The sequence below is a fragment of the Bradyrhizobium sp. USDA 326 genome (assembly GCF_049739485.1).
Classification (GTDB): domain Bacteria; phylum Pseudomonadota; class Alphaproteobacteria; order Rhizobiales; family Xanthobacteraceae; genus Bradyrhizobium.
Genome location: NZ_JBMGQA010000001.1, coordinates 4,854,775 through 4,879,226, shown reverse-complemented (window position 1 = coordinate 4,879,226; position 24,452 = coordinate 4,854,775). Strand labels below are relative to the sequence as shown.

16 protein-coding genes and 3 pseudogenes are annotated in these 24,452 nt (G+C 64.3%); 5 read left to right on the top strand and 14 right to left on the bottom strand.

From position 1 onward, the window contains the following. Nucleotides 1-21 precede the first annotated feature (21 nt). From ABIG06_RS22990 to ABIG06_RS22965, 6 genes and pseudogenes are all read right to left on the bottom strand, one after another. A complete protein-coding gene (locus ABIG06_RS22990; protein ID WP_370138727.1) occupies nucleotides 22-1,941 on the bottom strand; it encodes an alkyl/aryl-sulfatase in 1,920 nt (639 codons plus the stop codon). 122 nt (nucleotides 1,942-2,063) lie between these two features. After that, on the bottom strand, nucleotides 2,064-3,221 hold the full coding sequence (locus ABIG06_RS22985; protein WP_124159551.1) for a GGDEF domain-containing protein: 1,158 nt from the start codon (nucleotides 3,219-3,221) through the stop codon (nucleotides 2,064-2,066). A 158-nt stretch (nucleotides 3,222-3,379) separates the two neighbouring features. Further along, complete coding sequence (locus ABIG06_RS22980) at nucleotides 3,380-4,660, bottom strand: TRAP transporter large permease (protein WP_245454475.1); 1,281 nt, start codon at nucleotides 4,658-4,660, stop codon at nucleotides 3,380-3,382. A gap of 219 nt (nucleotides 4,661-4,879) precedes the next feature. Then, nucleotides 4,880-5,356, bottom strand: a pseudogene (locus ABIG06_RS22975) (TRAP transporter small permease); the annotation flags it as partial. Between the two features lie 149 nt (nucleotides 5,357-5,505). Beyond that, nucleotides 5,506-6,507: a DctP family TRAP transporter solute-binding subunit gene (locus ABIG06_RS22970; protein ID WP_124159553.1), complete on the bottom strand. Its 1,002-nt coding sequence runs from the start codon at nucleotides 6,505-6,507 to the stop codon at nucleotides 5,506-5,508. Between the two features lie 196 nt (nucleotides 6,508-6,703). Beyond that, a complete protein-coding gene (locus tag ABIG06_RS22965) occupies nucleotides 6,704-7,474 on the bottom strand; it encodes a methyltransferase domain-containing protein (RefSeq protein WP_370138726.1) in 771 nt (256 codons plus the stop codon). Nucleotides 7,475-7,615: 141 nt separating this feature from the next. On the opposite strand from ABIG06_RS22965, the gene ABIG06_RS22960 reads away from it, so the two are divergent. Next, entirely contained in the window at nucleotides 7,616-8,359 is a 744-nt protein-coding gene (locus ABIG06_RS22960; protein WP_124159808.1) for an SDR family NAD(P)-dependent oxidoreductase, read from the top strand. Between the two features lie 62 nt (nucleotides 8,360-8,421). Here the strand turns inward: ABIG06_RS22960 and ABIG06_RS22955 are convergent, their stop codons facing one another. The 6 genes and pseudogenes from ABIG06_RS22955 to ABIG06_RS22930 all read right to left on the bottom strand — a co-directional run. Beyond that, nucleotides 8,422-9,042, bottom strand: coding sequence for a hypothetical protein (locus tag ABIG06_RS22955; RefSeq protein WP_245454458.1), 621 nt, complete (start codon nucleotides 9,040-9,042; stop codon nucleotides 8,422-8,424). A gap of 25 nt (nucleotides 9,043-9,067) precedes the next feature. Next, nucleotides 9,068-9,697, bottom strand: a complete 630-nt coding sequence (locus tag ABIG06_RS22950; protein ID WP_245454459.1) for a hypothetical protein — start codon at nucleotides 9,695-9,697, stop codon at nucleotides 9,068-9,070. Next, complete coding sequence (locus tag ABIG06_RS22945; protein WP_124159811.1) at nucleotides 9,694-10,737, bottom strand: TAXI family TRAP transporter solute-binding subunit; 1,044 nt, start codon at nucleotides 10,735-10,737, stop codon at nucleotides 9,694-9,696. The genes ABIG06_RS22950 and ABIG06_RS22945 overlap by 4 nt, the downstream gene beginning before the upstream one ends. 64 nt (nucleotides 10,738-10,801) lie before the next feature. Further along, nucleotides 10,802-12,436 carry a hypothetical protein gene (locus ABIG06_RS22940; protein WP_370138725.1) on the bottom strand — a complete coding sequence of 545 codons (1,635 nt, stop codon included), beginning with the start codon at nucleotides 12,434-12,436 and terminating at the stop codon, nucleotides 10,802-10,804. A gap of 320 nt (nucleotides 12,437-12,756) precedes the next feature. Beyond that, on the bottom strand, nucleotides 12,757-13,857 hold the full coding sequence (cax, locus tag ABIG06_RS22935) for a calcium/proton exchanger (RefSeq protein WP_370138724.1): 1,101 nt from the start codon (nucleotides 13,855-13,857) through the stop codon (nucleotides 12,757-12,759). Between the two features lie 384 nt (nucleotides 13,858-14,241). Then, nucleotides 14,242-14,377, bottom strand: a pseudogene (locus tag ABIG06_RS22930) (isocitrate/isopropylmalate dehydrogenase family protein); the annotation flags it as partial. Nucleotides 14,378-14,512: 135 nt separating this feature from the next. On the opposite strand from ABIG06_RS22930, the pseudogene ABIG06_RS22925 reads away from it, so the two are divergent. Next, nucleotides 14,513-15,901 (top strand): annotated as a pseudogene (locus tag ABIG06_RS22925) (MFS transporter). 33 nt (nucleotides 15,902-15,934) lie between these two features. Here the strand turns inward: ABIG06_RS22925 and ABIG06_RS22920 are convergent. Beyond that, the gene (locus ABIG06_RS22920) at nucleotides 15,935-18,130 is read right to left on the bottom strand and encodes a hypothetical protein (protein ID WP_124159558.1); all 2,196 of its coding nucleotides are present in this window, start codon (nucleotides 18,128-18,130) and stop codon (nucleotides 15,935-15,937) included. Nucleotides 18,131-18,334: 204 nt separating this feature from the next. After that, nucleotides 18,335-19,954, bottom strand: a complete 1,620-nt coding sequence (locus ABIG06_RS22915; RefSeq protein ID WP_124159559.1) for a B12-binding domain-containing radical SAM protein — start codon at nucleotides 19,952-19,954, stop codon at nucleotides 18,335-18,337. A gap of 340 nt (nucleotides 19,955-20,294) precedes the next feature. Here ABIG06_RS22915 and ABIG06_RS22910 point away from each other — a divergent pair, with 340 nt between their 5' ends. The 3 genes from ABIG06_RS22910 (at nucleotide 20,295) to ABIG06_RS22900 (ending at nucleotide 24,317) form a co-directional block, all read left to right on the top strand. Continuing rightward, nucleotides 20,295-20,744 carry a (2Fe-2S)-binding protein gene (locus ABIG06_RS22910; protein ID WP_194388951.1) on the top strand — a complete coding sequence of 150 codons (450 nt, stop codon included), beginning with the start codon at nucleotides 20,295-20,297 and terminating at the stop codon, nucleotides 20,742-20,744. 10 nt (nucleotides 20,745-20,754) lie between these two features. Further along, nucleotides 20,755-22,941 (top strand): xanthine dehydrogenase family protein molybdopterin-binding subunit, encoded by a 2,187-nt coding sequence (locus tag ABIG06_RS22905; RefSeq protein WP_370138722.1) that lies wholly within the window; start codon nucleotides 20,755-20,757, stop codon nucleotides 22,939-22,941. A gap of 104 nt (nucleotides 22,942-23,045) precedes the next feature. Further along, on the top strand, nucleotides 23,046-24,317 hold the full coding sequence (locus ABIG06_RS22900) for an FCSD flavin-binding domain-containing protein (protein ID WP_370138721.1): 1,272 nt from the start codon (nucleotides 23,046-23,048) through the stop codon (nucleotides 24,315-24,317). Nucleotides 24,318-24,452 lie beyond the last annotated feature (135 nt).

Below are 24,452 nucleotides of genomic sequence, written 5' to 3'. Positions count from 1 at the left end.
CCAACAGCGTCCTCGCGTACCTCACCACCGCTTCGGCTCGACGATCTCGAACATGCGCGGGAATTCGTCCATCAGGCCCATCAGCTCGGCAAGCTTCATTGGATTGCCCGACAGCTTGATCTTGCCGGCGGCGACCGCTTCCGGAAAGCTCGTCAGCTTCGCGATCACCTCGTCGAGCGTTGCGCGCGCGAGCGTGAAGCTGGCGTCCGCATTTTCCGCCTGCACGCCCTCGGCGTAGGTGAGCGCGCAATTCTCCAGATTGAGCACGAAGGTCTCGCCGGTGTCGGAAAAGCGCCAGTTCAAGACGATGTGCTTGCCTTCCGCCCTGGGACCGTTGAGGCGGATGCCGAGCACGTCCCAGAGCTGGGAGGTGCGGAGCGCGGCGAGCGTTTCGCGCGGCATCGGCGGGCGCGCCGGCACCTTCGGCATGCCCTGGCGCAATTCCTGGGCGCCGAACAGATAGGCGTTGCGCCAGGTCGCGCTCTCGGCGGCATAACCGAGCTGCTCCAGCGTATCGGCCAAGAGTGCGCGCGCCGCCGCATTGTCAGGCTCGGCAAAGACGAGGTGGCCGAGCGCCTGCGCGACGAAACGGAACTCCCCCTTGTCGAAATCGGTGCGCGCCCGCGCCAGGATCGCGTCCGCGCCGCCCATGTACTCGACATACTTCCTGCCCGACTCGACCGGCGGCAGCGGATCGAGATTGACCGGGTTGGCGTCGTACCAGCCGAGATACTTCTGGTAGATCGCCTTCACATTGTGCCGGATGTGGCCGTAATAACCGCGACCGTGCCAGGCGCCTTCCAGGCTCTTCGGCAGCTGGATCGTTTCGGCGATTTCGGCTGCGGTCAGGCCGTGGTTCATCAGGCGGATGGTCTGGTCATGCGCGAACTTGTAGAGATCGCGCTGCTGCCGGATCATCGTGCCGATGCGCTCAGCCCCCCACACCGGCCAGTGGTGCTGGCCGCACATCGCCTCGGCCTTGCCGTCCCAGAGCTGCAAGGCTTCGCCGAGATATTTCGACCAGGCCAGCGCGTCGCGCACGTCGGCGCCGCGGAACGGCAGCAGATTGTGGAAATTGTGCGTGCAATTCTCGGCGAGGTTCAACAGCCTGTAGCGCGGGACGAAGAAGTGCATCTCCGCCGGCGCTTCGCTGTTCGGCGCCATCTGGAATTCGAATGCGACGCCGTCGATCACGCGCGTATCGCCGGTCGCCATGATCAGATCCGTGGGGCGCAGCAGCGCGACGGAGCCCGCGGCCATCGACTTGCCGAGGCCGCAATCGACCTGCCCGCGCGCGCCCTTGGCGAGAAGGGGTCCGAACTGGTACTGCGCCCGGCGCAGCATCGCAGGTCCTGCGATGATGTTCTCGGAGACGGCGTGCTCCATGAACAGGTTCGGCGCGATGATCGGCACGCTGCCCGTGGCGAGCGCATCCTCCGCCAGCACGCCGCGCGCGCCGCCCCAATGGTCGGTGTGGGTATGGGTGAAGATGATCGCCGCAACCGGTCGCGTGCCGCGGTGCCTGAAGTAGAGATCAAGCGCGGCGCGGGCGCCTTCGATCGAGGTCAGCGCGTCCACCACGATGACGCCGCTGTCGCCCTCGATCAGCGTCATGTTGGCGATGTCGAGCCCGCGCACCTGGTAGACGCCGGACACGACCTCGAACAACCCATGATGCATGTTGAGGCGCGACTGCCGCCACAGGCTCGGATTGACTGTGGGCGGCGCCTGCTCGGCGGCGAGAAAGCCGTAAGGCTCGAGGCTCCAGACCGTCCGCCCTTGCGGATTCGTGATCGCCGCGTTCTCGATGGTGCCGAGAAAGCCGCGCGCGGCGTCGTCGAAATCCCGTGTGTCGGAAAACGGCAGTGCGTTCAGCATCGCATCGTGCTGCGCGATGACAGACGGCGATGCGTCCTTCGGCTCGCTGCTGGATTCCGTCATGTTGCTCCTCCCCGCCTGATGCACGGCATCTAACCGCATCTTGCGGTCGATTGCCATTGGAGGAGACGAAGGAAATGGAGCGAGATGCCTTCTCGCTTCCCCGCGAGGAGAGGGTGCACCGTCTAGGCAGCTACGCCTTCAACGGCCTGGCGCGATGCCGTGGCGTTGTCCGGCATCCGCAGCTCGCTGGCCAGCACGTAGCCGCCACGATTCTGCTTGGCCCGGTACAGCGCCTTGTCCGAGCGCGACAACAGCGCCTCTGCGGTTCGGCCGTCGTCCGGCGCGACGGCGACGCCGACGCTCGCACCAAGATCGATCACCTGTCCGTCAACCTCGTACGGCCTGCCGATCGATTGCACGATCCGACGTGCCATCGCCTCCGCGTCGGACGCGGCGCGCTGCACCAGGACGAACTCGTCGCCGCCCATGCGGATCACGAGGTCGTCAGACGCGGCCAGCGCCTTGAGCCGTCCGGCGACCTGCTTCAGCAGCGCATCGCCGGCGGGGTGGCCGAACCGATCGTTGGCTTCCTTGAAACGGTCGAGATCCAGCGTATGGACGGCAACCATCCCGGCCGACAGCATCACGGGCAGATCCCTCGCCAGCACCGAACGATTGGACACGCCGGTCATCGGGTCGGAGCGCGCAAGTTGCTCGAACTGGCGCTTGAGCGTGATCTGGCTGATCGAGGCATTGAAGCTGAGCCGAACCATCTCGAAGCTCGCGACCACGTACATCAGGATGAGGAGACCGAGCCCGACATGACGGAGATCGGGTTGCATGAAGCTCACGATCGCGGCAGGCGCGGCGATCGCGGCGAGATCGAGCAGCGCCGCGACGGGACGTAGCGCCAGCCGCGCGACCACGCCGGCGCCGAAGCCGAAACCGATGCCGATCGCCATCACGGAGCAGAGCGCATCGCCCAGCACGATGCTGCGCGCGGCAAACACGCCGAGCACGAGGGCCGTTACCACGGTGCCGGCAATGTAGCGCCGTTCCCAGTGCACGGCCTCGGCCCGGCCGAGCCGTGGCGGAGCCGCGAGGCGGCGGCGAAATGCAAATATCTCGGCGAGACGGACAACGGCCACCACCACGCCGGCGACCGTCAGGCCGGCCGTCATCATGTCACCGGTCTCGTAGGTCGTGATGGCGCCGACCATCGCCTGGCAGGCGGCCGCGAGAATGGTGGGCATCATCGTGCCGTGAAGGCCCGTGATGACTTCCAAATGGACGGCGTCCGAAATCGACGCCGGTCCGGATTCCATTCTGTTGAAGAACATGCCAGCTCCCATCCACTGGCATTTATCTACCGAAGACCCGTAAAGATGCGTTCGCTACTCAACGATCGCATTTGAGCGTGCGGATTTACCGCGCATTAGCCATGTCTCGCCCCAGGACGGGCGGAGACGCTCATCGTCTCCGCCCCGCCACGCGGCGGTTACATGCCCAGCAAGCGAGGCAGCCACAGCGACAGGCCGGGCCAGTACGTCACAACCACCAGGAATCCCAGCATGGTCAGCAGCCACGGCCACACCGCGACCGTGAGCTCGGTGATGCCCATCTTGGCGATCCCTGAGGCGACGTAGAGGTTGAGACCGACCGGCGGATGGCACAGTCCGACCTCCATGTTGACCGTCATCAGGATGCCGAAATGGATGGGGTCGATGCCAAGCTTGACTGCGACCGGAAACAGGATCGGCGCCATGATCAGGATGATCGAGGACGGCTCCATCACGTTGCCGGCCACCAGCAGCAGCAGGTTGACGAGCAGCAGGAAGCCGATCCACCCCAGGCCCTGGTCGATCATCCATTGCGCCAGCGCCTGCGGCACGTTCTCGTAGGTCATCAGGAACGAGAACAGCACGGCGTTGGTGATGATGTAGAGCAGCATCGCCGAGAGGTTCGCCGATGACAGCAGCACGCGCGGCACGTCGCGCAGCTTCAGGTCCTTGTAGATGAACACGGCGACGATGAAGGCGTAGACCGCGCTGACGGCGGCCGCTTCAGTCGGCGTGAACAGGCCGCTGTAGATGCCGCCGATCACGATCACAATCAAGAGGATGCCCCAGATCGACTTGCGGAACGCATCGAGCCGCTCGAGGAAGGTGGCCTTTGGCATCCGCGGATAGTCGTTGCGCCAAGCGCGATAGAACGTCGTCGCGCCGAGCAGCGAGGCCAGCACGAATCCCGGCACGATGCCGGCGATAAAGAGCTTGCCGACCGAGCTGTTGGTGGACACGGCATAGAGCACCATCGGAATCGACGGCGGGATGAGAATGCCGAGCGAGCCCGACGTCGTGATCACGCCCGCGCCGAACCGCTTCGGAAAGCCCTGCGCGACCATGGCGGGAAGGATCACCGAGCCGATCGCCACCACGGTTGCCGGCGAGGAGCCGGAGATCGCGGCAAACAACGCGCAGGCGACCACGCCCGACAGCGCCAGGCCGCCGTACCAATGGCCGACCAGCGAGGTTGCGAAGGTGATCATCCGTCGCGCCACGCCGCCATGGGTCAGGAAGTTGCCGGCGAGAATGAAGAACGGGATCGCCATGATCTCGAAATTCTCGATGCCTGTGAACAGCTTCAGCGCCACCGATTCCGTTCGCACGTCGGTCAGCGTGAACATGAAGCTGAGCACGGTCAGGCCCAGCGCGATCGAGATGGGCATGCCCGTCAGCATCAACGAGAGCAGAAGCGCGAACACGATGAAGACACGCAGGCCGTGCGGCAGCGTGATGAGGTGGGCCGCATGCGCAAAGCACAGGGCGACGATCAGGACCGGCAGCAGCATCAGGATCCAGCCGAGCGGGCTGCGCTCGTCGCGGACGACCTGGCTGGGCGTGACCGGGGCCGGATGCACCGGGTCCGCCTCGATACCCTCGACGCCCGCCATGTCGTGATGCGGCAGCTCGCCGGTGCGATAGAACGACCAGGCGACCTGCAGGAAGCGGAAACACATCAGGCCGGAGCCGAGCGGGATCGTGAGGTACACCATCCACATCGGCGCTTCGAGATCGTTGGATTGCTGGCCGCTCTGCCACATGTGGGTGACGAAGGCGGCCCCGAAATAGCCGACGATGGCGGTGAAGAGCGCGCCGCACAGAAGGCCGAAGGTGATGACGCGCCGGCGCGACCCGCCAGGGAGGATGTTGACCAGCACGTCGACGCCGACATGAATGCCGGTCCGCACGCCATAGGCGGCACCGAACTTCGCCATCCAGATGAACATGTAGATGCAGAGTTCCTGCGCCCAGGACAGGTCGAGGGCGGCAAGCCACACGAACACCGCTCGCGCCGGCACGGCCAGGAAGGCGAGATTTCGCGCTTCCGCCCATTTGGCGATGTCGATCGACAGCCCGGCACCGTAGCGATGCAGCACGGCGACGAAGATGAGCGATGTCGCAGCCGCGATCATCGTCGCGATCAGCCACTCCTCGAGATGATCGAGAAAACGATTCAGCGCGCGCAGCAACTTGGTCCCCCCGGATTGGATCATTCAAGCGCAACGGCCGGGAGTGCGATCACTCCCGACCGTTGGTATTGTTCTTATTGGGGCGCAGCCCGTCAGTTCATCTTGACGTCGAGTTCCTTGGCGACGAGATCGAGCACCTCCTGCCCAACCCGCCCCTTTGCCCATTTATACGTCGGCTGCATCGCCTCCTGCCAGGCCTTGCGGTCGGCGTCGGTGAGATAATGCAGATTGGTCTTGCCCGTCTTCTTGATCTCGGCCAGCGCGTCCTCGTTCTCCTGGCGCGCGATCGAGTTGGTGTAGTCGGTCGCCTCCGCCATCGCCTTATCCAGCTTGGTGCGGATGTCGGGCGGAAGACCCGACCAGAACTTCGAATTGACGATGACGGCATATTGCAGATGCGCGTGATAAGACACGGTGATGTCCTTCTGCACCTCGTAGAACTTCTGCGTCAGGTAGTTGGACGCGGTGTTCTCGCAGCCGTCGACCACGCCGGTCTGCAACGCCTGGTAGACTTCCGAGAACGCCATGATCTGAGGGATCGAGCCCATGATGCGAAGATATTGGTCGGCGACCTTCGATCCGGAGATGCGGAACTTGAGGCCCTGAAAATCGGCCGGATTCATCAGGGGACGGTTGGCGGAGAGCATGTGGAAGCCGTTGTCCCAGTAAGCGAGGCCGGTGATGCCCTTGGCTTCAAGCTTCTGGAACAGCCACTTGCCGACCGTGCCCTTCATCGCATTGGAATAGGTCTGGTCGTCCTTGAACAGCCAGGGCAGGTCGAGCGCCTCGAACTCCTTGATGCCGAGTGGCGCGAATTTGGCCGTCGAGGGCGCAAGCATCTGCACCGAGCCGAGCTGCAGCGCCTCGATCTCTTCCTTGTCCTTGTAGAGCGTGGAGTTCGGGTACACTTCGACCTTGACCTTGCCGTCGGTGTATTTCTCGGCGAGCTCCTTGAATTTCAGCGCACCCTTGCCCTTCGGGGTCTCGTTGGCGACCACGTGGCTGAACTTGATGACGATCGGCGCCTGGGCGTGGGCGATGGCGGGAGCCAAGAGAACAGCCGCGGCGGCGACCGCGGTAAGCAGCTTGCGCATGAACGTACCTCCCAACAACTCCGAAACCGGTTTCTCTTGTTTTTCAGGTCAGTCCTGGCAGCAATCCGCTGCCCGAACAACTAGACCTAAGCCCAATTTGCTGCGGCCAAGCTAACGCGACGACCGCTGCATGCGCAACCCGGCGTCTGCGCGCGTCCAAGGGAACGAGCGCTTGTGCCGCAATGCGGCAGCGCCATCAGCCCTTGCGCTGGGCGACCATGAACAGACGCCGGAACGGGAACAGCGTCTGCCCCGCCGCATTCTTCGGATAGGCCTTTGCGACGCGCATCCCATAGGCGTCTTCGAACGCGATCTTCTCCTCGCCTTGCAGGACGTCGAGGTAGCGCGTCAGCCAGGTCCCCTTGGTCCATTCCTTGACGGGGTTCTCGCCCTCGAGCACCTGGAGATATTCGGTCTCCCAGATGTCGATGTTGGCCGACATCGGCGCCAGCAGATCGTGATAGAAGGCCGGCCCCTCGACCGGCGGCGCGGTGACGAGATGCTCCACCTTGGACCGCCACGGACCATCCAGCGCGGTCTCGCCGATCAGCACATGCGAGGGCGCGGTGAAGTTGCGCGGCATCTGCACCGCCAAGATGCCCCCACGCGTCACCTTCTCCATCAGCGACGGAAACAGTGCCGCATGATTGGGCAGCCAGTGCAGTGCGGCATTGGAATAGATCAAGTCGTACTGCCCGGCGGGACTCCAATGGCCGAGATCCTCATGTGACCATTCCACGTCAGGCGCGGCCTTCCGCCCCGCAGCGACCATCTCCGCCGAGCCCTCGACACCGGTCACGCGCGCATCCGGCCAGCGCTCCTTGATCAGCTTCGTCACGTTGCCGGCGCCGGCGCCGAGATCGGCGATCGCACGCGGGGCAAAATCCGGAATCCGCATCAGGAGGTCGACGGCCGGCCGGAGCCGATGGCCGGAGAACTTCAGATATTGCTGCGGATCCCAGACCATCGTTTCAGCCTTTTCTTTTTCGTGTTTCCTTCGCCGAGGCCCTTGGTTACCACTGCTCGTCTCGGTTCGGCAAATCGCCGCACGCGGGACAAGGCAGGAAACGAACAGCAAAGCGCAAAGCAACCAAGAGAGCGTGTGACCATGGACCTCGGGCTCAAATCGAAAACCGCTGTCGTCACCGGCGCGAGCATCGGCATCGGCCGCGCCATCGCCAAGGGTCTGGCGGCCGAAGGCGTGCGCGTCGTCGGCGTGGCGCGCCGCACCGATCTGCTTGCCGAGTTGGTGAAAGAAGCCGGCGGCGGGTTGATCACGCCGTTCCAGCAGGACGTGATGGCCAAGGACGCCGCCGAGAACATTGCGGCCTTTGCGCTGAAGGAGCTCGGCCATGTCGACATCCTCGTCAACAATGCCGGCGGCAGCCGTCCCCTCCCCGTCGATGCGCCCGACAGCAAGTGGGACGAAGCGATCGCGCTGAACTTCACCAGCTATCGCCGCATCGCGCATGCGCTGCTGCCGCAGATGATCGAACGCAAATGGGGCCGCATCGTCAACATCACCGGCAAGTCCGAACCGGAAGGCCTCAACGCCGCCTTCGCCGCCAAGGCCGCCGTGCACGCCTGGGCCAAGGGCCTGTCGCGCGAGATCGGCGAGCATGGCATCACCATCAACTGCATCCCGCCCGGCCGCATCATGAGCGAACAGATTCGCCGCAACTACGCGCCGGATTATCGCGAACGCTTTGCCGAGGAAGAAATCCCGGTGGGCTATTGGGGCGAGCCGGAAGATCTCGCGGCACTCGCGGTGTTTCTGGCCTCACCGGTGGCGCGCTACATCACGGGCACGGTGATCCCGGTGGATGGGGGACTGCGGAGATATCAGTTTTAGGAGTGAGCTCCTGAATCCGCTCGGCCCGCAAACGCCTGCAGTGCCCGGTCTGCCGCCGAACCTCACGGTTTGACGTAGCTCCAGCCCTGCTCCTGCAGCTCCATGACGCGGACGACACCGGATTTGACAACCGTGGCCTGCGGAATCAGGCTTATGTCCTTGTTCTCCACCTTCCGCATGTTTTCCTGCGTGTTGCCGCAGGCCTTGAAGGAGATTTCGGGATGGCTCATCGCGAGCACCTCGATGCGCGGCTTCACCGGCGAGGTGTCGTCGCGCAGCATGTGAAGCCCCGGACCAAAGGTGACGACCTCGATCGACACTGGTTCACCGAGATCGCGGTAGTATTGCGCGACGTTGGTCGCGTTGTTGAGTGTGAGGTTCATCATCGCAGGTTCGTTGGAATTGACCTGCAATATCAGCCGATGTGACTTCTTTGCGGCGACCTCAGGTTTGGTCATCTGAGCCAGCGCTCCGTCGTTCGCAGGGTTCCGCTTGTTGGTGAGGTTCTGCCCTGGTTTTCCCGCCTGCTTGTGTCGACTTGAATGCTTCTGGTTGCTCGCCTGGGTCGTCGCGCTCGCCTGCGGGATCAGCCGGTTGTCCTGCTGCGCCTGCGCGTCTGGTCCGGCCAGAAGCAGCATCGCCAAGCCGCTGATGACTGCCATCGCCAACTTCAGATCGATCATTTCGTTTCTCCCTTTCGCTTGGCCGTCACCGTCCTGGTCTCGCGACGGCATGCGGCCATTTGCATGCAGCCCCCACTTTTTCGCGCACTTTCTTGAATCCGCCGAGCGAGAATTGTCCCGCTTGCACCGCGCGGGTGCGGATGGAGAGACGCACATTGATGTGACCGTTATCGGGTAGCGATCTCAGCAACTGCACAACGTCGCCTCCGATAGCGACGCCGGAGCCGAATGACGGCGCGGCGGTCGTGAGTTGCATTGGCGGCTCCGCATTGAGCTGAAAGGAGACGGCGTATTCATTGGCACTGCGTGACATCGTCGGCCCTTCGATTACGACTTCCGTGCGGCCTTTACGGCAGTGGATTGCGAGTTGCATCGCAGCACCATTCGAACTGCCAACCGAAGAGGTGGTGGCCGTGACGATCGGTGAATAGTCGACTGGCGAGGTGGTCTCGCTGATCAGCCAGCCATCGTCTGACGCGCGTCGGCCGGGCGGTGGTATCCTGCGTGACAGATCCTGCAGACATTCCAGCCGTTCTTGCCCCGTCATCGCCGAGCAAGCCAGAAGTGTTTCCATGGGATCGGTCGTGTTTTGTGCGTAAGCGATTCCGCAGGCCACATTGAAAGCGACGGCGAGCGGAGGAGCCGCACCCTTCATGGCCGCGCCTGTGCGCTTCGTGCCTTGCGATCCAGCCAGTCCTGCGCGGCCTGGAAGCGGGTGAGCCCTGGCACGGTGGCCGCGAGATTGATTGACTGCCATTTCGGATCGAAGCCCGGCGCCTGCAGTCTGTCGATTCGCGAGAACAGGTAGTCGACGAGACGCGCCACGCGTTGATAACGGTTCGATTGTTGCGGCCAGTTGAATGCAACGAGCGCCGTCGGCACCGCAATCGTCGAGATCCGCTCGCCTTGCCTGATCAGGCTGGGATACTCGTTGGCCTCCAGGGTCGCGGGCAGATAATAGTCCTCGAACTTCCTGTCGTAGACGATCGGGAGGAACTTGAATCCAGCCTCCCAGCGGCCCTTTACGAAGGCGTCGACGGGTTTCGATGTAATGAACACGACGGCCGACATCTCGCCTTTGCGCATCTGTTCCAGAGCCACCTGATGCGGAATGAATGTCTTGTCAACATCGATGCCAAGACGACTGAAGATCAGCGGTCCTGAATAGGCCGCTGCGGTGCCCTGGGTGTTGAAGTTCACCTTCTTGCCGGCAAGATCCTGCAGGCTTGTGATCTCGGGCCGCACGAAAATGTGCAGCTCGGATGGAAAGAGATTGAGCAGATACGTGATGCGGCTTCGGATCTGCGGTGCCTGAACCTTATACTCGTCGAGTGCATCGGAATTGATGATGGCGGTATCGACGCCGCGCAAATACAGCAGCGCATTCAGATTGTCGGTGGCCCCCCGCGTGACGATCGGCAGGAGATGCAGGTTTGCTCCGTCATCGACGACGCGAGCCATTTCTGCGGCGAGGCGGATCGGTGCGCCCTCGAGCAGACCGCCGGCGAGCCCGACCGTCCAGGCGTTCATCCGATCCTTTTCATTTTCCGGCGGGAGCAATCTTCGGACGAGTTGAGCATCAATCCTGGTATTTCTCGCCGTTTGGGCTTCCAGGCAGGCTGTCTGAAGCAGCATCGCGACCGGCAGCAACCCGGCGAGCAGGAGCAGCGAGAGTGACCTTGGTGCCTCATTCATGTCGTTTCCCTTCCGAATCAGCCACCGCAACCGTTGGTTCCGCAGGACTGCAACATGTTCGCTCTCAGCGCTGCAGCGCCTCCAGCCGTTCCTTCGCCTCTCGAATGCCACCCCGGTGCGCCTTCGCGTAGAGCTCCCGCGCCTTGGCCGCTTCGCCGCGCGTTCCATAGGTGCCCCAGGCGGACAGAACCGCCGGATCGTATGTCTCCGCGAGCATGAAGCTTGCCTGCGCAATGTCCTTCTCGGCCGCGAGCTCGAGCACGATCCGCGCTGCACCGATATTTCCTTGATCGAGCAACGCCCTGGCGCGCGGGATCAATCGGGCCTCCGCCTCGTTCTGGTTTGCGGCTGTCAGCGGCTCCGCGACAGTCGCTTCCACGCGCCGCGTCGGCGGCAAGATCGGGCCTTCATTTGTTTGCTGGACCTGGAGGCGCGCATCGGCTGGGGCCGATGCCGATGCACGGTCGTTTTGCCTGGCTTCGGTCCCGCTCCGCGCCTGTTCCAGCGACTGCCGCAGTTCGGCAATCTCCCGGTTCGTTGCCTGTCGCTGCTGCGAGGCCGCATCGTTCGCCTCGCGCAATTGCACGTTCCGGGTTTCGATCCCACGGCGCGCTTCGGCAAGTTCCCTCGCCAGCGCGGCTGCATGCGCCTGGGCCTCTTCGAGAGCGCGGCGGTGTTGCTCGGCATTGGCCGCTACCGCGTGCGCTGCTCTGGCCTGGGCAACGAGATCGGCGTTCTTCTGCCGCTCGTCTTGCAAAGACTGCCGCAGCTCCGCAACCTGCCGCCCCACTGCCTCCTTTTGTTCTTCGGCCGCAGCATCCGCCATGAGCGATCCGCGAGGTATTCCGGCGAGTTCGCTCGCGAGTGCGGCGGCGCGTGACTGCGCCTCGTGGCGTTCCTGCTCAGCGCTCGCCGCTGCCGCCTGCGCGGTGTTCGCCTGCTTCACGAGGAGGCCACTTCTTTGCCGCTCCTGCTGCAGGGATTGCTGCAGTTCCGCGATCTCCCGCGCCGCCGCATCTCTCTGCTGCTCGGCCACATCGTCCGCTTTGCGGGATTGCGCCTTGCCGGCGTCGATCTCGCGACGGGCTCCGGCAAGTTCGTTCGCAAGCTCGGCGCTACTGGCTTGCTCCTGTTGAAGTGATTTCCGCAGCTCCTCCGCCGCGCTTTCCGCCGTGCGCGCGCGCTGGACCGCCTCGTCGAGCTCGCTGCGGGCTTCGGCCAGCTCGTGGGCGGACGCGTCAATGCGCGGCGCGTCTTCGCCCAGCCGCTGGCTTGGTTGCACCACACTCGCTGGCTCCGCCTGCATCGGGGGCCCAGTCGCTTCGCGCTGAAGGAGTGCTGGCAAGCCAGTCAGGATTTCCGGCCGCTGATCGAGGCTGAGGGTGCTCTCGCCCCCCATGCGCGTCATGTCCGGTTGCGCCGAGAATGGCGTGAACACGCCGAGCAGCGAAGCCCCGACGAAGACGACGGGGATCAGGATTACAGCCGCCACGAGCGAACCGCCCGATCGGTCGTCTTCTGGATCGACATCCTCCATTGCGGGGTACCAATGGGTAGGCGCAGGATCGATCGGAGTGCCGTCCTGCCAGACCCACTTGCCCGCCTCGCGTGACCAGTGGCCGACCTCAGTAGCCCCGGTCGCGTCTTCGACCCAGATGCCTTCTCCGCTGCTCGGTGCTGTTTCAATTGGCCGGCGCATGCATAACGCCTCTCTTCGACGGCAACTTTAGTGGCGCGGTTGACTCGGCCTGTCCGCATCAGGTGTTCGAAGAGAACACGCCAGATCGACAACCACGTCAGGGCGACGCGCCTCCACGATTAAATTTTTAAAAATATATAAATATATATAATTTTAACTATAGATAAGTCAAATTAAATAATGTCGGAATTCGCCCGCTTGCGACGCCAGGTTTGATCGCCGAGCGATGCCAACCCGCTGCGGATCCCGTTTGCGGCTTGCGCGCCCGCCATCCTGCGCCGGGTGAAATCAGAAGCCTCTCGCCGATGCGGCACAACCCCTCATCCCTGGCCTGCTGGCGGAACGATATACAGCGTCAGTGCAAACACCGCATAGATGAAGATCATCAGGGCGCCGACAAACCAGGCTGAGCGCCCGCCGGCGGTGATAAAGGCCGACGTGACGGTTGCAATCATCATCATGGTGACGGCGCCCGGCCAGAACTGCAGGTCCATCGGCGCGGGTCCCACAACATAGCTGAGCAACACTAGCGCGGGGGCAACAAACAGCGCGATCTGGGAGGCGCTGCCCAGCGCGATGCTGACGGCCATGTCGAGCCGGTCCTTGCGCGCAGCGGCAAAGGCCACCGCGAATTCGGCGGCGGCGCCGACCAGCGAGACGACGATGAAGCCGACAAAAGCCGGGCTCATCCCGAAGGTCTCCGCCGCCTTCTGCACCGACTCCACGAAGATTTCGCTGACCAGCGCGACCAGCACCGTGACGACAAGCAGCGTGCCGGCGGCTATTCCGATCGGCCAGCGCGCCTCCTTGTCCTCGCCATGATCGGAGCTTGCGAACAACTCCTTGTGCGTAACAAGCGAGAACAACAGGCCGAGTGCATAAGCGATGATGAGCAGGATTGAAATTCCGACACTGAGCTTGTTCAAGATGCCCCCGCCTTGGGGCAGGTGCTCGAGATCGGCGACGGCTGAAGGCGCAAGCAGGGCGACGGTTGCCATCAGCAGCAGGCCGGACGAGAGCCGCGCGCCGGCGCGGTTGTACTCCTGAACGTGGTAGCGCAGGCCGCCGAGCAGCAGGCAGGCGCCGAGCATGAACACCGCGTTGGTGACGATCGCGCCCGCAATCGAGGCCTTCACAAGCATGTACTGCCCCGCCCGCAGCGCGGTGATGGCGATGATCAGCTCCGTCAGGTTGCCGAGCGTGGCATTGAGCAGTCCGCCCACGGCATCGCCGGTCTTCGCGGCGACCGCTTCGGTGGCATGGCTGAGCAGCGCTGCCAGTGGCACGATCGCGAGCACGGCCAGCATGAATAGGAGCGTGTGGGAATGCGGGACCATGGCCTCGGCCACCAGCACGATGGGCACGAAGGCCAGCATCCAGAGCAGAGGGGTATTTCGGATGTCCCTGAGCAGCGTCTGCATGTCGACCGCCTTTCCATCGATGCACTGATGGAAAAGTTCGCGGTCCTTCCGGGGGAGTGTTGATCTGGCTCAACGTGCGCCGGGAGCGGCGCGCGGCTGTGCAGTGGACACCGGCGCCAGCATCGCATCCTGCCAGTGTTTTGCCCGACAGGTCAGCGCGATCGCGGCTGCGGATGTCGTCGCAACGCGTCGCAAAAAATCCCTTATAGATCAAGGAGCGCTCTACTGTGCATGGGGTTGTTTCTCGACTTCTTGTTTCAAGCCCCAAAAGAGAGCCGGAGAGCACGCGTCCGAAGCAGCTCATTCCGCCTGCAGGATGTCCGCAATCGCGTCCCTCGCCGCGATTGTGCCGAGCGTGTCGCCGACGTCGTCAGGCATGACCAGCATCTCGCCATGCGCCTCGTCCTTGAAGTCGAAGGTCGCGGTCGGCCCCAGGAAGGCCGTCGGCGGCGCGGACGATGTCGAGCAACTCGGCGGGGCGCACGGTGGTGCCTGATAGCTCAAGGCTCGCATGCCCGAGGCCGCATCGCCTCACCTTCGTGCATGCACAGCATGCAAGCATATGCCTGTGGAAGAGGGCCCGGCCGTAGTACATGCCGAAAGTCCCCCCAGCCCCGCCGCCGGAGCAACGCGCGAACGCAATGACAACCAGGCAATGACAATCACGTTACCTGCCGCCACGCGCGAGCCCGATCACACCATGTCCGATGGCCTGCCGGCCCGCCAGCGGCGCTGGGCCATCGCTGCGATCTTCACCGCGCTGGCGATGGCTTCGCTCGACACCGCGATCGCCAACATCGCGCTCCCCGCCATCGCCGCCGATCTGCACGTCACGCCGGGGCAGTCGGTCTGGGTCGTCAACGTCTACCAGATCGCGCTGGTCGCGACGCTGCTGCCGCTCGGAGCGCTCGGCGAGATCGTCGGGCACTAGCGCATCTATCTCGGCGGCCTGATCCTGTTCACCATCGCCTCGCTGTTCTGCGCGGTGGCGTGGTCGCTGGACAGCCTGCTCGTCGCGCGCACCCTGCAGGGGCTCGGCGCGAGCGGGATCATGAGCGTCAACACGGCGCTGGTGCGCTTCGTCTATCCCGGAAGGATGCAGGGCCGCGGTTTCGGCCACAACGCGCTGGTGGTCGCGACCGCCTTCACCTTCGGGCCGTCCATTGCGTCGGCGATCCTGGCGGTCGGCCCGTGGCCCTGGCTGTTCGCCGTCAACATCCCGTTCGGCCTCGTCGCGATCGGCATCGGCTTTGCGATGCTGCCGAAGACCCCGCGCGCCGATCACGGCTTCGACTTTCTCGGGGCGATCCTCGCCGTCGCCTGCCTCGGCCTGTTCATCACCGGCATCGGCAGCGCCGCGCACAATTTGTCGCCGGTGGTCGTGGGCATCGAACTGGTCTCCGCCCTCGCGCTCGGCTTCATCCTGACGCGCCGCCATGCCGGCCATCCCGCGCCGATGCTGCCGATCGACCTGTTCAGCCGGCCGATGTTCGCGCTGTCGGCGGCGACCGCGGTGTGCTCCTTCGCGGTGCAGGGCCTCGCCTTCGTCTCGCTGCCGTTCTACTTCGACGACGTGCTCGGGCGTTCACAGGTCGAGACCGGCTTCTTCATGACACCCTGGCCGCTGGTGGTCGGCATCATGGCGCCGATCGCGGGGCGCCTCTCCGACCGCTATGCCGTCGGCCTGCTCGGCGGCATCGGCCTCGTGCTGCTCGGCCTCGGCATGGCGCTGCTCGCCATGCTGCCGGCCAATCCCGCGATCGCTGACATCATCTGGCGCATGGTGATCTGCGGCATGGGGTTCGGCTTCTTCCAGGCGCCGAACATGAAGGCAGTGATGTCAAGCGCGCCACCGCACCGCAGCGGCAGCGCCTCGGGCATCGTCGCCACTGCGCGCCTGACCGGGCAGACGACCGGCGCGGCGCTCGCCGCAGCCTGCTTCGCGCTCGCGGGTCATGACGGCGCGACATTGGCGCTGGCGCTTGGCGCTGGCTTCGCCGCGCTCGGCAGCGTGATGAGCTTCCTGCGGTTGGCCGTGAAGTAGACCGGGCGCGTTGGCGCGCTTTTCAGGCGGGCCTCACGGCGTCTTCTCCGCGATCGGACGGCTCACGACTGCCGCCGCATCGAGCGGCTCGCATTTGACCGTCCGTATCAGCTTTGGCGGCCCTGTCCAACCCGCGGTCTCGCTCACGGGCACAAACGTGCTCCCTTGCGGCGCCAGGATGATCGGCTCCGACTTCAGGCAGAGATCGGGAAATGCGATGCCATGGCCGCCGGCTCGGGTGAACCGCCCGACCAGCATCTGGGAGGCCTGCATCCGCGTCGCCGGCGACGCCCGCATCGTACGCTCGGGATCGAACGCGCGATAGCACGGCCAGTCGGTGTGGTTCGGTGCGAACTCGTACACGACCCGGCACGCCGCCCCGGCCGATTTCACGAAAGGCATATTCGAAGGCGCCGCGGCATCGCGTTCGAAAACCAATATCTGCAGCGTCAACGCTTCCGTCGTCGCGCCGGATGTGACGGGCTTGCCCGCTGGGACCGCGACTTCCCCACGCGAGAACACCAGCTTGGTTCTGGGTCGCGCGTCCCTGGTCTCCAGCACCAGCATGGGCCTCTCCGCCCAGGAGCGATCCAGTTCCACCTCGCCGTTACCCATCATCAGCTGCACATTGCCGACGGAGGGCCTGTCCTTGGCGAAATCGATCATGCGGAGGTGCACGCTCGACTTTGCCGCCTCGAGGCTCAGGAAGCGCAGGTCGTCCACCTTGCGCGTGATCGGCATCATCGGATCGAAGCGATCGTCGATGTTGAACCGGACGATCTTCTTCAGCCTGGCCGAGAGAGGCCCTTTTGCGGCGGGCGGCGGTGCAACGTCGATCACGAGCAGGGCGCCTTCGGGCGAGAAAGTATTGCCAAAGGCGCGCTGCCAGACGGCGGTCAGCAGCGAGTCCGCCTGCTGCGCGATGTCCCGAGCGAAATAGATCTGCTGCCCGCGGCGAACCAGCGGAAAGTTCTGAAATGCGCCGAGTGCCGCGCCCTCGCGGACCTCCGTCTCGGGGAAGGTGACGCATTTGGACTGGTCGTCATGGTCGGTCTCCTCGACCTTCCGGGACGCAGAGCGCGAACAGAAGCTCAGATGGTGCTCTGCCGTTTTCTGCGGGCTGGCCGAGATCGCATAGATGAGATCCGAACTTCCGGGCACTTCCATCGGAAGCGGAGAGGTCGCGAACATGTCGACTTCCACGCGGGTCAGCGATGGGCCCGCGTCGACCGAGCAGAGATCCCGGGTCGGCAAGGTATTGGTGAGGAGTCGCGCCGCATCGGCGCTGACGACACAGGATATGCTGTTCTCCGAGTTATTCCGGCTCATCCAGATCAGATGGTTCTTGCCGGCTCCATCGACCAGGAGATGCGGCGCCGCGTGCCGCCGGCGTGGCGGCAACCAGACCGGCATGGTTTCGGTCAGCATGGGCTCGCGCTTGAGCAGCACGTCGGGCAACCGCGTCACCCCGACCGAGCGCAGTTCGGCGCTGACGGCGTTGGGATCGGTGGTCCACTCGAGAACGGGAACCGTCGCGCAGGTGATGCAGGTCACGGCCAGATTGGAGCGAAGGTTCTCGAACATGAGAATGACCTCATCGGGGTCACCCGCGTATTTGGCAGGTAGCGTCGCCTTGAATGGATGATCGACCACGCGGCTGACCTGAAACCCGTTCGACCGCGATGGATCCGAGTCGAACTCGAAATAGGTCGATCGGTCCCAGCCGCGATAGGCGTCGTAGCCTCCGAGACTCACGCCGGCCAGAACCATCTTGGAATCGGTCTGACAGCGCGCCGCGCTGCTCTCCTGACTGCTGTTTCGTATGTAGACGCACAGCCGAAAAGCCGCGTTTTGCAGGATCCGATCGCAATCGTTCTGGTTATAGCCGTAGGTCGCAAGGCCGTGGCGATAGCACAGGTCGTGAAAGACGCAGGCCTGCCTGAAGCGCTGCAGGACGAGATGGCGCTTCTGGTTGGAATCAGTCCCGCCGTCGAACAATATGTTGGCCCAGGGCGGCAGGCTGCAGTTCAAGCCCTCGCCGCTTCCGCCGATGGTACTGACGACGTCCGGCCCCGATTGAAAGGCGGTGATGGTGGCGGGCATCTCGCCGTCGGTGATGTCGTCGACGTTCTTGTAGATGGAATCGGCGATGAAGGAAGGCAGATACGCAAAGGCCAGAGCCGCCACGGCAATCAATGCTATCGACCAGCGGATCACCTTTCTGAACATGGCTCAACCCCGCTAAAGCCAATCTGGCAATGACGCAGCCGCGCATCGAAATCATGACGGGCCCGGTGTCGTCCTGATGACGATCAGCTTGGGGTTGTTCGGCTGTCAAGCCGGGATCTCGCACATGACAGCCACTTTGATAGCCGGAAGGCCTGCCCGCGGCGCATCAAAGCGCCCCACGGCCACCCGTAGGCTTTCCGGACGTCAGGCCAGATGCCGAATCTCGGACGCGTCCATTTCCACGACGGGATTGGGCATGTCCTGGTCCAGCGCGGCCAGACGCTCGTCGATAGCCGCGATCACCTTGCGCGAGAACGGTCCAAGATGCGCATAGGCCGCGATCATCTGCACGGCGATGCGTGCGGACGAGGTGTCTCGCTTGGCGCAATTCATGAAAGTCTGCCAGAGCGGCCCCCGTGCCTCGGGAAGGGCGGTGACCACCTTGTGCACCGTCTCCATCGCCCCGAGCCTGGCGCGGATGTCTCCTGCGGCGAGTTCGGGTCGTTGCCTGGATCGGTCGAGCAGCGTCATCAGGCGGTCGACGCGTCCTGCATAGGCCGCCGGGCTATAGGTGTGCTCCAGCACCCGCCTGTAGTCCATCAGGATGTCGCGCAACGGGCGGACCGGATCGAAGTTGATGCCGGCCGTGCACTGATCGGCGCCGATGGTCGGCGCCACATCGTGTCCCGGATGCAGCCGGCCTTCGCGCTCGAGTCGGCGCGTGAGCTGCGTGTTCGGCAAAGCGTAGAGCAGGCCGACCATGGCGACGGGAATCGCCGCCTCCTCGATGAATTCGATCATGGCCTCCGCCATCGAGACCTTCTCGTTGTCGAAGCCGACGATGAAGCCCGCGGTGACGAGCATGCCGGCGGCGTAGATCTTGTGGATGCTCTCGGCGATGTTGCGCCGCGTGTTCTGTTTTTTCCGCATCGCGACCAGCGTCGCCGGGTCCGGACTTTCGATGCCGACGAAGATGCCGAAGAAGTTGGCCGCCCCCATCAGCTCCAGCAGCTCCGGATCGTCGGCGAGGTTGACCGAGGCTTCCGTGGAGAATTCGAAGGGATAGCCGTGCGTACGCTGCCATTCGGCGAGCTTCGGCAGGAATTGCCGCAGCGACTTCTTGTTGCCGATGAAATTGTCGTCGACGAAGTCGAGATGGCCGCGGTAGCCCATCCGGTAGAGCGTCTCGAGCTCGACGAACATCTGCTCGACCGTCTTCGTCCGCGGCACGCGCCCGTAGAGCTCGATGATGTCGCAGAATTCGCAAGTGAAGGGACAGCCGCGCGAATACTGCACACCGAGATAGAGATAGTCCTCGAACCTGAGCAGATCGAAACGCGGCACCGGCGTCTTGGTGACGTCGGCCTGAAATTTCGGCGCGGTGAAGGTGCCGGACCGCGCGCCACTTTCCCAGGCCGCGATGAATTCGTCGAGGACGCTCTCGGCCTCGCCGAGCACCCGGAAGTCGGCCCGCTCATAAATGTGGGGGCTCGAGGTGGGGTCGGGACCGCCGACCACGACCGGCTTGCCGGCGGCGCGGCAGAGCTCGATCAGGCGCAGCGTGTCGGCCTGCTGCGGCATCATTCCGCCGGTGAACACGACGTCGGCCCAGGCGAGATCCTCCTCGCCAAAGGACGCCGTATTGCAATCGATCAGCCGGACCGTCCAGCTCTCGGGCAACATCGCGGCAACGGTGATCAGGCCCAAGGGGGCAGCAGGGCGCTTGACGCCCATCACTTTGCAGGATTCGCCAAAGCTCCAGAAGGACTCTGCCGAGAACAGCGGGTAGAGCATCAGCACGTTGCAGGGACTCGGCACGTTCATGGAACTCCTTTTGTGTCGGCTCAGTGTACCAAAGCGCCGGCGTCTTGCATCCCGGCAAAAAGGACAAACTGTCGCCGCTGTGCAGGGCGCAATCGGGCCTGGAACCGGCCTTTACGGCCGGACGTCGCGTAAAGCCGCGGATTGGCGCCCATGGAAGAGACCTCAACCCGAATCGACTGGCGCAGGGATGAGGCAAAACAGCGCTCCAGTCCACACCCTCGCGCGGCCGAGCAATGCATCCTGGTTAGCCCTCGGAGTGTTGATTTGAACAGTTCCAATTTGCCGGACAGATTGCGCCCCTGAGTTCAGTCGGTGGATTGGGCCAATCAGGGGACTTGCGATGGCAAACCTAACAATCAACGGAAAAACCTTCACTCTTGACGTCGAGCCGGATACGCCGCTGCTCTGGGCGATCCGAGAGAATGCCGGCCTGACCGGCACCAAATATGGCTGCGGCATTGCACAATGCGGCGCCTGCACGGTTCATATGGACGGCGTGGCGATGCGCTCCTGCGGCGTTACGGTCAGCGAGGCCGAGGGCAAGAAGATCACCACGATCGAGGGTCTCGCTTCCGGGGATTCGCTGCACAAGGTGCAGGAGGCCTGGATCGCGCAGGACGTGCCGCAATGCGGCTATTGCCAGAGCGGCATGATCATGGCGGTGGCGGCGCTGCTGAACGAGAAGCCCAAGCCGACCGACGCCGACATCGACGAGGCCATCACCAACATCTGCCGCTGCGGCACCTTCGCGCAGGTGCGCGAGGCGATCCACACGATCGCAAGCGCGTAAGGAGCCGCCCATGAACAAACACGTCTCTCCCAAGATGAATCGTCGTGCCTTCGTCATCGGCACGGCCGCGGTCGGTGCCGGTCTCGCCATTGGCCTCGACCTCCCCTTCGGTGGCCCCGCGGTGGTGCGCGCCGCCGACGGCTCGCCCGAGATCGGCGCCTGGGTCGTGATCAGGCCCGACGACACCGTCGTGATCCGCATCGCGCGTTCCGAGATGGGCCAGGGCTCGCTCACCGGTCTCGCCCAGCTCGTCGCCGAGGAGCTCGAATGCGACTGGACCAAGGTCACGACGGAATATCCGACTCCCGGCCAGAGCGTCGCCCGCAAGCGCGTCTGGGGCGATTTCTCGACTGGCGGGAGCCGCGGCATCCGCTCTTCGCAGGACTATGTCCGCAAGGGTGGCGCGACCGCGCGCGTGATGCTGATCCAGGCCGCCGCCGATGCCTGGAAAGTGCCGGCCTCCGAATGCACGGCCGCAAACAGCGTCATCACCCATACGCTCTCGGGCCGGACCACGACCTACGGCAAGGTCGCCGAGGCCGCAGCCAAGCTGACGCCTCCGGCGGAGGTCAAGCTGAAGGATCCGAAGGACTGGAAGCTGATCGGCAAGGGCGTGAAGCGGCTCGACACCGTCGACAAGACCACCGGCGCCATGATCTACGGCGCCGACATCAAGCTGCCGGGCATGCTGAATGCCGCGATCAAGGACTGCCCGGTGTTCGGCGGCAAGCTGAAGAGTTTTGACGAAGCCAAGATCGCCGGCTTGAAGGGCGTCAAGAAGGTGGTCAAGGTCGGCGATACCGCGGTCGCCGTCGTCGCGGATACCTGGTGGCACGCCAAGACCGCGCTGGACGCGCTGCCGATCGTCTGGGACGAGGGCGACAACGCGAAGGTCTCCAGCGCGTCGATTGCGAAGTGGCTGGCCGAAGGGCTCGACGACGCGCAGCCGGCCTATGTCGGCAACAAGAACGGCGACGCGAAGGCCGCGATCGCCGGCGCCGCGAAGAAAGTCGAGGCCGTCTACAGCTATCCCTACCAGAACCACGCCACGATGGAGCCGATGAACGCCACCGCGCTCTATACGGCGGACAAATGCGAGGTCTGGTGCGGCACGCAGAATGGCGAGGCGGCCTTCGCTGCCGTGCTGGAGGCTTCCGGCCTGCCGGCCGAGAAGTGCGATGTGCACAAGGTGATGCCAGGCGGCGGCTTCGGCCGGCGCGGCCAAACCGACTATGTCCGCCAGGCGGTCATGATCGCCAAGCAGATGCCGGGCACGCCGATCAAGCTGTTGTGGTCTCGCGAAGAGGACATGGCGCACGGCCGGTATCACCCCATCACACAGTGCAAGATGACCGGCGCGTTCGACGCCAACAACAATCTGATCGCGCTGCACTACCGCCTGTCGGGGCAGTCGATCCTGTTCTCGCTGCGTCCCGAAGCGCTGCAGAACGGCATGGATCCCGCCGCATTCCAGGGCGTCGCCCAGTCCGGAGAGGCCGCGTTCGGCTATTCGGTGCCGAACCTGTTGATCGAGCATGCGATGCGCAACCCGCACGTCCCGCCGGGCTTCTGGCGCGGCGTCAACGTCAATCACAACGCGATCTACATGGAGTGCTTTATGGACGAGCTGGCCCAGGCCGCAGGCCAGGACCCGCTCGAATTCCGCCGCAAGCTGATGGGCAATCACCCCAAGCATCTGGCGGTGCTCAACGCGGTCGCCGAGAAGATCGGCTGGGACACGCCGGCGCCGCAGGGCGTCTATCGCGGCATAGCGCAGGTCATGGGCTACGGCAGCTATGTCGCCGGCGCCGCCGAAATCTCGGTGACCGACGGCAGCAAGATCAAGGTGCATCGCATCGTCGCCTCCACCGATCCCGGCTACATCGTCAATCCGGCGCAGGTGGAGCGGCAGATCGCCGGCTCCTTTGTCTATGGCCTCTCGGCGCTGTTCTATGGCGGCTGCACCGTCAAGGACGGCAAGATCGAGCAGACCAACTTCGACACCTACAACTCGATGCGCATCAACGAGATGCCGAAGGTGGAATCGGTGATGGTGCCGAGCGGCGGATTCTGGGGCGGAGTCGGCGAGCCGACCATCGGCGTCGCGGCGCCGGCGGTTCTCAATGCGTACTTCGCCGCGACCGGCAAGCGCATCCGCTCGGTGCCGCTGCGCGACCAGAACATCACCTTCGCATGAAGCATGATCCGGAAAAGTGCTAAGCGGTTTTCCGAAAAGATCATGCTCAAACAACAACTCGCGGCGGCCACGTCGGCCGCCGCAGCATTTTTCGGACAAGCCTCATGAATGCGCCGGTGACACGGCGGAATGCCATCCTCGGCATCTCCGTCGCGGCCACATCGCTCGCCGCACCTTCGATCCTGCGCGCGCAATCGGCGGGCCGCGTCGTCGTGGTCGGCGGCGGCTTTGGCGGCGCGGCTTGCGCCCGGGCGCTCAAGCGTGCCGACGCGAGATTGCGGGTCACCCTGATCGAGCCGAACAAGACGTTCATCGCTTGCCCGTTCAGCAACGAGGTGATCGCGGGCCTGCGCGAGATCGAGGCGCAGCAGTTCGGCTACGACAAGCTCGCCGGCGCCGGCATCACCGTCGTCGCCCAGGCCGCGACGGCAGTCGATGGGCAAAAGAGTAGTGTGACCACGGGCGATGGCACCGCGTATGGCTATGACCGGCTCGTGCTCTCGCCCGGCATCGACTTCCATCTCGATGCCCTGCCCGGATATGACGAGGCAGCGTCGGAGACGATGCCGCACGCCTGGAAAGCCGGCGCGCAAACGCTGCTGCTGCGCAGGCAATTGGAGGCGATGGCGGACGGCGGCACGGTCGCCATTGCCATCCCAGCCAATCCTTCTCGTTGCCCGCCCGCGCCTTACGAGCGCGCAGGCCTGATCGCGCATTACCTGAAGACGAAGAAGCCGCGCTCGAAGGTTCTGATCCTCGATGCCAAGGACACTTTCTCCCAGCAGCGGCTGTTCGAGAAGGCATGGAAGGAACTCTACGGCGACATGATCGAACGCGTCGCACTGTCGCAAGGCGGCCGCGTCACTTCGGTTGATCCCGCGACGAGAACCATCGTCACCGAATTCGGCAACTACACCCCTGATGTCGCCAACGTCATCCCGCCGCAGCGCGCCGGCCATATTGCCGGGATTGCGGGCGCTGCGGATGCGACCGGCTGGTGCCCGATCGATCCTGTCACGTTCGAGTCGAAACTGGTCCCGAACATCCACGTCATCGGCGACGCCTGCCTTGGCGGCGGCATTCCGAAATCGGCCTCCGCTGCAAGCGCGCAAGGCAAGGCATGCGCCGCTGCGATCGTCAGCCTGCTCGCCGGCCGCACGCCCGAAGCGCCGCGGTTGACAGGCATCTGCTACAGCACCGTCGCCCCCGGCTACGGCTTCTCGCTCGCCGGCAACTACCAGCCCAGGGGCGACATCTTCGCCGAGGTCGAGGGCGGCGCGACCAGCCCGGTCGATGCGCCACGCGAGCTGCGCGCCCGCGAGGCGGCTGAAGCCGAGCGCTGGTTTCAGACCATCACGGCGGAGACGTTTGGCTAGGACATGATGGAACGGGCCTGCCGCCACGACCACAGTGCGCCCCCTCCCCCGCCTGCGGGGGAGGGTTGGGGAGAGGGTGTCTCAACAGCGAAGACTCCCCTAGAGGAAAGAACCCTCACCCGGCGCTGCGCGCCG

What these genes read in the sequence shown, in the direction of transcription:
- ABIG06_RS22990 (WP_370138727.1), bottom strand. Translation starts at nt 1,941, where the DNA reads ATGACGGAATCCAGCAGCGAGCCGAAGGACGCATCGCCGTCTGTCATC.
- ABIG06_RS22985 (WP_124159551.1), bottom strand. Translation starts at nt 3,221, where the DNA reads ATGTTCTTCAACAGAATGGAATCCGGACCGGCGTCGATTTCGGACGCC.
- ABIG06_RS22970 (WP_124159553.1), bottom strand. Translation starts at nt 6,507, where the DNA reads ATGCGCAAGCTGCTTACCGCGGTCGCCGCCGCGGCTGTTCTCTTGGCT.
- ABIG06_RS22965 (WP_370138726.1), bottom strand. Translation starts at nt 7,474, where the DNA reads ATGGTCTGGGATCCGCAGCAATATCTGAAGTTCTCCGGCCATCGGCTC.
- ABIG06_RS22960 (WP_124159808.1), top strand. Translation starts at nt 7,616, where the DNA reads ATGGACCTCGGGCTCAAATCGAAAACCGCTGTCGTCACCGGCGCGAGC.
- ABIG06_RS22955 (WP_245454458.1), bottom strand. Translation starts at nt 9,042, where the DNA reads ATGATCGATCTGAAGTTGGCGATGGCAGTCATCAGCGGCTTGGCGATG.
- ABIG06_RS22950 (WP_245454459.1), bottom strand. Translation starts at nt 9,697, where the DNA reads ATGAAGGGTGCGGCTCCTCCGCTCGCCGTCGCTTTCAATGTGGCCTGC.
- ABIG06_RS22945 (WP_124159811.1), bottom strand. Translation starts at nt 10,737, where the DNA reads ATGAATGAGGCACCAAGGTCACTCTCGCTGCTCCTGCTCGCCGGGTTG.
- ABIG06_RS22940 (WP_370138725.1), bottom strand. Translation starts at nt 12,436, where the DNA reads ATGCGCCGGCCAATTGAAACAGCACCGAGCAGCGGAGAAGGCATCTGG.
- cax (WP_370138724.1), bottom strand. Translation starts at nt 13,857, where the DNA reads ATGCAGACGCTGCTCAGGGACATCCGAAATACCCCTCTGCTCTGGATG.
- ABIG06_RS22920 (WP_124159558.1), bottom strand. Translation starts at nt 18,130, where the DNA reads ATGTTCAGAAAGGTGATCCGCTGGTCGATAGCATTGATTGCCGTGGCG.
- ABIG06_RS22915 (WP_124159559.1), bottom strand. Translation starts at nt 19,954, where the DNA reads ATGAACGTGCCGAGTCCCTGCAACGTGCTGATGCTCTACCCGCTGTTC.
- ABIG06_RS22910 (WP_194388951.1), top strand. Translation starts at nt 20,295, where the DNA reads ATGGCAAACCTAACAATCAACGGAAAAACCTTCACTCTTGACGTCGAG.
- ABIG06_RS22905 (WP_370138722.1), top strand. Translation starts at nt 20,755, where the DNA reads ATGAACAAACACGTCTCTCCCAAGATGAATCGTCGTGCCTTCGTCATC.
- ABIG06_RS22900 (WP_370138721.1), top strand. Translation starts at nt 23,046, where the DNA reads ATGAATGCGCCGGTGACACGGCGGAATGCCATCCTCGGCATCTCCGTC.